The 5,923-nt window shown below is 60.3% G+C and carries 8 protein-coding genes and 1 pseudogene; 6 read left to right on the top strand and 3 right to left on the bottom strand.

Annotated elements, in window-relative coordinates:
* The 3 genes from DBR30_RS22305 to DBR30_RS15415 all read left to right on the top strand — a co-directional run.
* The coding region (locus DBR30_RS22305) for a copper homeostasis protein CutC (protein WP_308813278.1) at positions 1-415 on the top strand (415 nt) is incomplete at its 5' end.
* A gap of 150 nt (positions 416-565) precedes the next feature.
* The gene (locus DBR30_RS15420) at positions 566-1,177 is read left to right on the top strand and encodes an FKBP-type peptidyl-prolyl cis-trans isomerase (protein WP_005338405.1); all 612 of its coding nucleotides are present in this window, start codon (positions 566-568) and stop codon (positions 1,175-1,177) included.
* A gap of 188 nt (positions 1,178-1,365) precedes the next feature.
* Positions 1,366-1,680 carry a DUF2845 domain-containing protein gene (locus DBR30_RS15415; RefSeq protein ID WP_005338404.1) on the top strand — a complete coding sequence of 105 codons (315 nt, stop codon included), beginning with the start codon at positions 1,366-1,368 and terminating at the stop codon, positions 1,678-1,680.
* Positions 1,681-1,732: 52 nt separating this feature from the next.
* Here the strand turns inward: DBR30_RS15415 and DBR30_RS15410 are convergent, their stop codons facing one another.
* Complete coding sequence (locus DBR30_RS15410; protein ID WP_108542470.1) at positions 1,733-1,951, bottom strand: DUF1107 family protein; 219 nt, start codon at positions 1,949-1,951, stop codon at positions 1,733-1,735.
* A gap of 203 nt (positions 1,952-2,154) precedes the next feature.
* Here DBR30_RS15410 and yfcD point away from each other — a divergent pair, with 203 nt between their 5' ends.
* Positions 2,155-2,637: an NUDIX hydrolase YfcD gene (yfcD, locus tag DBR30_RS15405; protein WP_047435956.1), complete on the top strand. Its 483-nt coding sequence runs from the start codon at positions 2,155-2,157 to the stop codon at positions 2,635-2,637.
* Positions 2,638-2,720: 83 nt separating this feature from the next.
* Here the strand turns inward: yfcD and DBR30_RS15400 are convergent, their stop codons facing one another.
* Positions 2,721-3,647, bottom strand: a complete 927-nt coding sequence (locus tag DBR30_RS15400; RefSeq protein ID WP_108542469.1) for a phenylacetate--CoA ligase family protein — start codon at positions 3,645-3,647, stop codon at positions 2,721-2,723.
* A gap of 155 nt (positions 3,648-3,802) precedes the next feature.
* Between DBR30_RS15400 and DBR30_RS15395 the strand changes: the two genes are divergently transcribed.
* Positions 3,803-4,276 carry a peroxiredoxin gene (locus DBR30_RS15395; RefSeq protein WP_108542468.1) on the top strand — a complete coding sequence of 158 codons (474 nt, stop codon included), beginning with the start codon at positions 3,803-3,805 and terminating at the stop codon, positions 4,274-4,276.
* Positions 4,277-4,402: 126 nt separating this feature from the next.
* Positions 4,403-5,371, top strand: a complete 969-nt coding sequence (locus DBR30_RS15390; RefSeq protein ID WP_108542467.1) for a calcium/sodium antiporter — start codon at positions 4,403-4,405, stop codon at positions 5,369-5,371.
* An 84-nt stretch (positions 5,372-5,455) separates the two neighbouring features.
* On the opposite strand, the pseudogene DBR30_RS22300 reads toward DBR30_RS15390, so the two are convergent.
* Positions 5,456-5,923, bottom strand: a pseudogene (locus tag DBR30_RS22300) (type III PLP-dependent enzyme); the annotation flags it as partial.

Raw genomic sequence — 5,923 nt, 5'->3', positions numbered from 1 at the left:
CAAGCTCGAACAGCTGGTGGATGCAGCAGGACCGTTGGGGGTCACCTTCCATCGCGCCATCGACCTCTCCTCCGACTGGCGCCTCGATCTGGAGACCATAGTTGCTGCCGGTTGCGAGCGCATTTTAAGCTCGGGCCATGCGCCGACCGCGTTGGCGGGGTTGGAAACCCTGCAGGAGATGCAGCAGGCGCTGGCGGGGCGTGCCAGCCTGATGCCGGGGGCCGGGGTCAATGCCGACAATGTGCGTACCATCATCGAGTTCACCGGAGTGAGCGAAGTGCATATGTCCGGCATGGGCTGGCGCGGTGGCATGGTGCCGCACGGAGTGAATATGGGCACTTCGGATGATGGTCGGGTCAATATCACCGATGGCGCCAAGGTGGCTGCGGTCAGAGTCTTGCTGGATCGCGGTTAAGCAGATCGCCGCCGTTGGGCGGCGTTCATCCGCATCTTGTGTGAAGTTCCTCCCACTGACGGGGAAATCAGGGGCGCCCCCGGCAGCACCCCGGCCAAAAGTCTGATATTATCCCGCCTCTTTACTACATGGATCTGGAGCAACATCTCAATGTCCCAATACGACTCTATCGAACAGAAGGCCAGCTATGGCATCGGCCGCAACATGGGTGATCAGCTGGCGCAGCAAGCCTTCGCCGGTCTGGATATCCCGGCCCTGCAACAAGGTCTGGCAGATGCCCTGAATGGTCTGGAGTTCGCGGTCAGCCGTGACGATATCAATGATGCCTTCCAGGTGATCACTGCGCGTATGCAAGAAGAGCAGGAAGCCGCCGCCAAGGCCGCTGCTGCTGACGGCGAAGCCTTCCTGGCTGATAACGCCAAGCGCGCTGAAGTGAAGGTGACCGACTCCGGTCTGCAGTACGAAGTGCTGGTAGAAGGCAACGGTGCCGTTCCGGTAGCCGGTCAGTCCGTGCGTGTGCACTACCACGGTACCTTCACCCACGGTGGCGTATTCGACAGCTCCGTCGCTCGCGGCCAGCCGGCTGAATTCCCGGTGACCGGCGTGATTGCTGGCTGGGTTGAAGCGCTGCAGCTGATGCCGGTTGGTTCCAAGTGGAAGCTCTACATCCCCCACGATCTGGCCTACGGTGCCCGTGGCGCGGGCTCCATCCCGCCTTACTCTGCACTGGTATTTGAAGTCGAGCTGCTGGACATCCTGTGATCCTGCTGGCTTGATGCAAACGGCGACCCTCGGGTCGCCGTTTGTTTTTGGGTTATGTGATAGACAGCATTTGTCGCGACCAGCGGGCTGGAAAGGAGAAAAGGGCGGCTCTTTTGCGCTTTTTACTGGTTTTTTCAGAAACGGGAACAGGCATACTGCGACTCATTAGAGAGGATAAGGAGAACCCGATGAGCAAGAAGATGAAGAAAGTAGCGGGGCTTGCTCTGTTGCTGCTGAGCATTCCGGCCAGTGCTGATGCCATGCGCTGCAAGAACGCCTTGATAACCGAGGGAGACACCACCGCCGAGATGCTGCTCAAGTGCGGTGAGCCGATGTTGCGTGAAGAGCTCAATCGCAACGAGGAGAACCAGTTTGGCAACATGGTGCAGGTCAAATATGGTGAACGCTGGACCTACAACTTCGGCAAGAACGAGTTCATGCGCTTTGTGACGGTGCGCAACGGCATCATTACCGATATCGAAAACGGCCCGCGCGGCCAGTAGCCGGCGGGCAAAGCATGGATGCACAACAGACAGTAGGGCAAGACCCTTTGACTCACATGTCCGGCAAGGGGTTGCGGTGACCAAGTTGTCTGACCGCCAGATTGATCTGGCGAGCCAGTCTTAGCCGCTGGCGGCAGGTCAGGCCATGGAGGCTGATCCTGCCTGCGTTGAATTCAAATGTCCCCAGCGACTCGATGGCAAAATAGCCTCGATGAAAGCTCTTGATGTAGCGAGCGATCTGCCGTGGGGATAACTGCTTGAATACCTTCATCACACGGTTCCCTGATTGCCTGGACAGGGCACACTATGGTGTCGGTCGATGACACTGATATGACGGTTTATAAAGATTTGCATGAATCCTTATTTTGCCAGTGAGTTCGGCAAATTGACGGCGTCATCGAAAAAGTTGTGCCATGACAAACCACCGCACCGATATACTGCGGGCTTGAATGGAACAAATAAAAGGGCCTGTGCGTGGAATGGGTTGATGTGGTGGACGAGGATAACCGGGTGATTGGCGTGGCCGAGCGAGCCAAGGTGCGGCGAGAGAATCTCTGCCATCGCGCCAGCTATATTCTGGTGCTCGACGACGCGGATCGAATCCTGGTGCAGCGACGCACCCTCAGCAAGGATTTCTGCCCCGGTATGCTGGATGCTTGCGCCGGTGGCGTGGTCACCACCGGTGAGGAGATGGAGCGCTCCGCCCGCCGCGAGCTGGCCGAGGAGCTGGGGATTATGGATGTTCCTCTGCAGGGCTTTGGCAGCTTTTATGCAGAAGGGGAGGGCTACCGGGTCTGGGGTGGCCTCTTCAGTTGCCGTTATCAGGGGCCGCTGCAGTTGCAGGCCGAAGAGGTGAGCGCGGTGCACTGGATGAGCCTGGCCGAGATCGCCGAGCGCGCCAGTGAATTTACCCCCGACTCCCTGCTCGCCATCGCCACCTGGCAGGCGAGACGCTGACCAACTTCATATATCCTCTTCTCCAGAGACAAGACGGGCAGCCTGATGGCTGCCCGTTTGCATGTGTGCATTTACTTGGTCTGCTACACCAGCTTGAGGCGTCGGTTGGTGCGCCCGCAAGCGCTCGGTTTGGCGAGCCAGTGACCTTGCCAGTCGGTGGCTAGCCGCAGCAGCGGATACTCCAGATCGAGCCGGGTCACCACCAGCTGGCCGGTCTCGTCGCCACTCACGGGATTGCCGCTGGCGGGATCGATGATTTCGACGATGCAGCTCTCGTTGACCATAAAGCCCTGACCTGGCTGACTCTCGTAGGCCACCACCCCCACATCCTGCCATACCAGACAGTTGAGGGCCGCAATGCCGTGAATGGCGCGCAGCGGCGCGGTTTCGGGATGGGTGGCTTCGCACAATAGGGCGCGGCGCAGCGAGTCGCTCGGGATCTCCGCCGCTTCGGCCGCTTCCAGCAGGTCGAGCAGGGTCACCAGCGGGCCGACATAGCCGGTGGGTTGATAGCGCAGCAGTGCCTCCAGCTGGCGCTGGGTATCATGGGGGCCGCAGGGTACCACTGGAGCCCCCAGCTGGCGGGCGCCGTTATCGAAGATAAAGGCGGTGGGACCAGCATGATAGTCGTGGCCGTTGAGCATTACTTCCCCCGCCTTGAAGCCGGCGGCAAACAGCGCCCGGGCGGCGCCCCACCAGTCTGCCCCGGCATATTCGGGGATGGCCAGCTGACCCGGACAGGAGAAGACCCGCAGCGCCTGACTGGCGGGGCGGCCGGTGAGACCGGCAAAGGGGGGATGAGCTTGCTGAGCGGCAAAGAGCTCTTTGCTGTCGAGCAGTGGCAGGGTGGCCAGCTCTGCCAGGTCCTCGAGGCGGCACTGGCGATAGGCGCTGGAGTAACCGGCGCAATATTGACTGACATGGGTAAGCTGATGATTGAGCTGGTCCAGTTGCTGCTGTTCGCGCATGGCGGAGGGACGAATTTCCAGACCATCGTAATAGTGTTGCATGGGGCCTCCTGGCGCCGTGAAACCAGCTCAAGAGTAGTCTGCCCAAGGGGAAAATGCCTGCCGCTATCCAGGGTCAGGCTCAGAGCCGCTGTTAGGCGGCATCGTCACTCTGGGATAAACTGGCGACTTCCCATCACGACTCAGGACGAGAAATCATGATTGCTGTAGGACAACCCCTGCCTGCGGGCGAATTTACCTTTATCACCGCCGAGGGCAAGCAGCTGCGGGATAGCAAGACGCTGTTCGCCGGTAAAAAAGTGGTGCTGTTTGCGGTACCCGGTGCTTTTACTCCTACCTGCTCCAATGCCCATCTGCCCGGCTATGTGGTGCTGGCCGATCAGTTTATGGCCAAAGGGGTGGATGCCATCTGTTGTCTGTCGGTCAACGACGCTTTCGTGATGTGGGCCTGGCAGACGGCCCAGAATGCCGAGGCGATCACCATGCTGGCGGATGGCGATGGCAGCTGGACTCGGGCGCTGGATCTGGCCAAGGATACCGGCGCCTTTGGTGGCATCCGTACCCAGCGCTTTGCGTTGATCGCCAACGATGGTGTGGTCGAGCAGCTGTTTGTGGAGGCACCGGGCAAGTTTGAGGTCTCCGATGCCGCGAGCCTGCTGGCTGCACTGTGAAATGTTAATCATGGTTTGATTTCCCCTTGAAATGGGAGGTGGCACAGCTACACTGGCGCCGCTTTCCCATGGTGCCTGCCCGTTCGGGCTGGTGCTTCGTTGCAGATAACAAGAGATGAAGATCCTATGACCCTGGCTTTTGTTGCCCTGATTGCCGGACTGGCGCTGCTGGTCTGGAGTGCAGACAAGTTTGTCGATGGCGCTGCCGCCACTGCCCGTTATGCGGGGATGCCGCCGCTGCTGATCGGCATGGTGATCATCGGTTTTGGTACCTCGGCCCCGGAGATGGTGGTCTCGGCGCTGGCGGCGTCACAGGGCAATCCCGGGTTGGCGCTTGGCAACGCCTATGGCTCCAACATCACCAATATCGCGCTGATCCTGGGTCTGACGGCACTGATCAGCCCTATCGCGGTAGCTTCTCAGGTAGTGCGCAAGGAGATCCCGATCCTGCTCGGCATTACCCTGCTCTCCGGTGCCCTGCTGCTGGATGGCCATCTTGGCCGGATGGATGCGGTCATTCTGGGGGCCGTCTTCGTTGCCCTGATGGGCTGGTCCATCTGGGCTGGCATGAATGGCAAGGGAGATGCGCTGGATACCGAGACCGCCGAGGATATCGAGAGCGAGGGGATGTCCCTCAAGAACGCCATCTTCTGGCTGGTGGTCGGACTGGTGCTGCTGATCGGCGCTTCCCGCCTGTTGGTCTGGGGGGCGGTGACCATCGCTCAGGCACTCGGCATCAGCGATCTGGTGATTGGTCTCACCATAGTCGCGGTGGGAACCTCCCTGCCGGAGCTGGCCTCGTCCCTCATCGCCATTCGCAAGAACGAGCATGATCTGGCCCTTGGCAACGTGCTCGGCTCCAACCTGTTCAACACCCTGGCGGTGGTGGGGATTGCGGCGGGCATCCACCCGCTCGATGTGGCGCCGGAGGTGCTCACCCGTGACTGGAGCATCATGATGGGGCTGACCCTGCTGCTGCTGGTGATGTGTCTGGGCCGCAAGGGGCAGGGCCGTATCAACCGGCTGGAGGGGGGCGTGCTGCTCACCTGCTTCGTCGCCTACACCGGCTGGCTGCTGACCAGTCAGTTTATCTGATAGGGGTTGGTGAAATGAGAGAGGGGGAAGCGCAAGCTTCCCCCTCTTGTTTTTGCCAAGTGAACCAGTTGGCGAACGGTGTGCTCAGGCTACTGCCACCAGCTTCTGCCCCTTCTGACTGCTGTCCAGAATGAGGATGCTCGCCTTGGGGAAGAAGTTGAAGGTGGAGGCGGAGGCCCAGGTGTAGGCGCCCATCACCTTGCCAACCACCAACTCGCCGATAGCCAGATCCGGCAGCATGATGCCATCGCGGATCACATCCACGCTGTCGCAGGTGGGGCCGGAGAGCACCGAGTTGTGCTGCTCGCCACTGGCATAAGGCGTGCTCACCGGATAGGTAACGTGGTCATAGAGCTGGCCGTTGTAGCTGCCGTAGAGGCCGTCATCCAGGTAGTACCAGATCTTGTCGCCACGGTGGGCCTTGCCCATCACGCTTGAAACCGAAGTCATGGCCGGCGCGCTGATAAAGCGGCCCGGTTCGGCAATCTTCTGCACGGTAGCGGGCAACTTGGCCAGCGCTTCGCGGATCGGCGCGCAGAAGCCGTCGATATC

Source organism: Aeromonas sp. HMWF017 (assembly GCF_003061465.1).
GTDB classification, from domain to species: Bacteria; Pseudomonadota; Gammaproteobacteria; order Enterobacterales; family Aeromonadaceae; genus Aeromonas; species Aeromonas veronii.
Note: the sequence above shows the minus strand (reverse complement) of the source record. Positions and strands in the feature narration are given on the sequence as shown.

Excerpts from the sequence above, each read along its gene's own strand:
- DBR30_RS15415 (WP_005338404.1), top strand. The coding sequence starts at position 1,366 with ATGAGCAAGAAGATGAAGAAAGTAGCGGGGCTTGCTCTGTTGCTGCTG.
- DBR30_RS15395 (WP_108542468.1), top strand. The coding sequence starts at position 3,803 with ATGATTGCTGTAGGACAACCCCTGCCTGCGGGCGAATTTACCTTTATC.
- DBR30_RS15410 (WP_108542470.1), bottom strand. The coding sequence starts at position 1,951 with ATGAAGGTATTCAAGCAGTTATCCCCACGGCAGATCGCTCGCTACATC.
- DBR30_RS15390 (WP_108542467.1), top strand. The coding sequence starts at position 4,403 with ATGACCCTGGCTTTTGTTGCCCTGATTGCCGGACTGGCGCTGCTGGTC.
- DBR30_RS15420 (WP_005338405.1), top strand. The coding sequence starts at position 566 with ATGTCCCAATACGACTCTATCGAACAGAAGGCCAGCTATGGCATCGGC.
- DBR30_RS15400 (WP_108542469.1), bottom strand. The coding sequence starts at position 3,647 with ATGCAACACTATTACGATGGTCTGGAAATTCGTCCCTCCGCCATGCGC.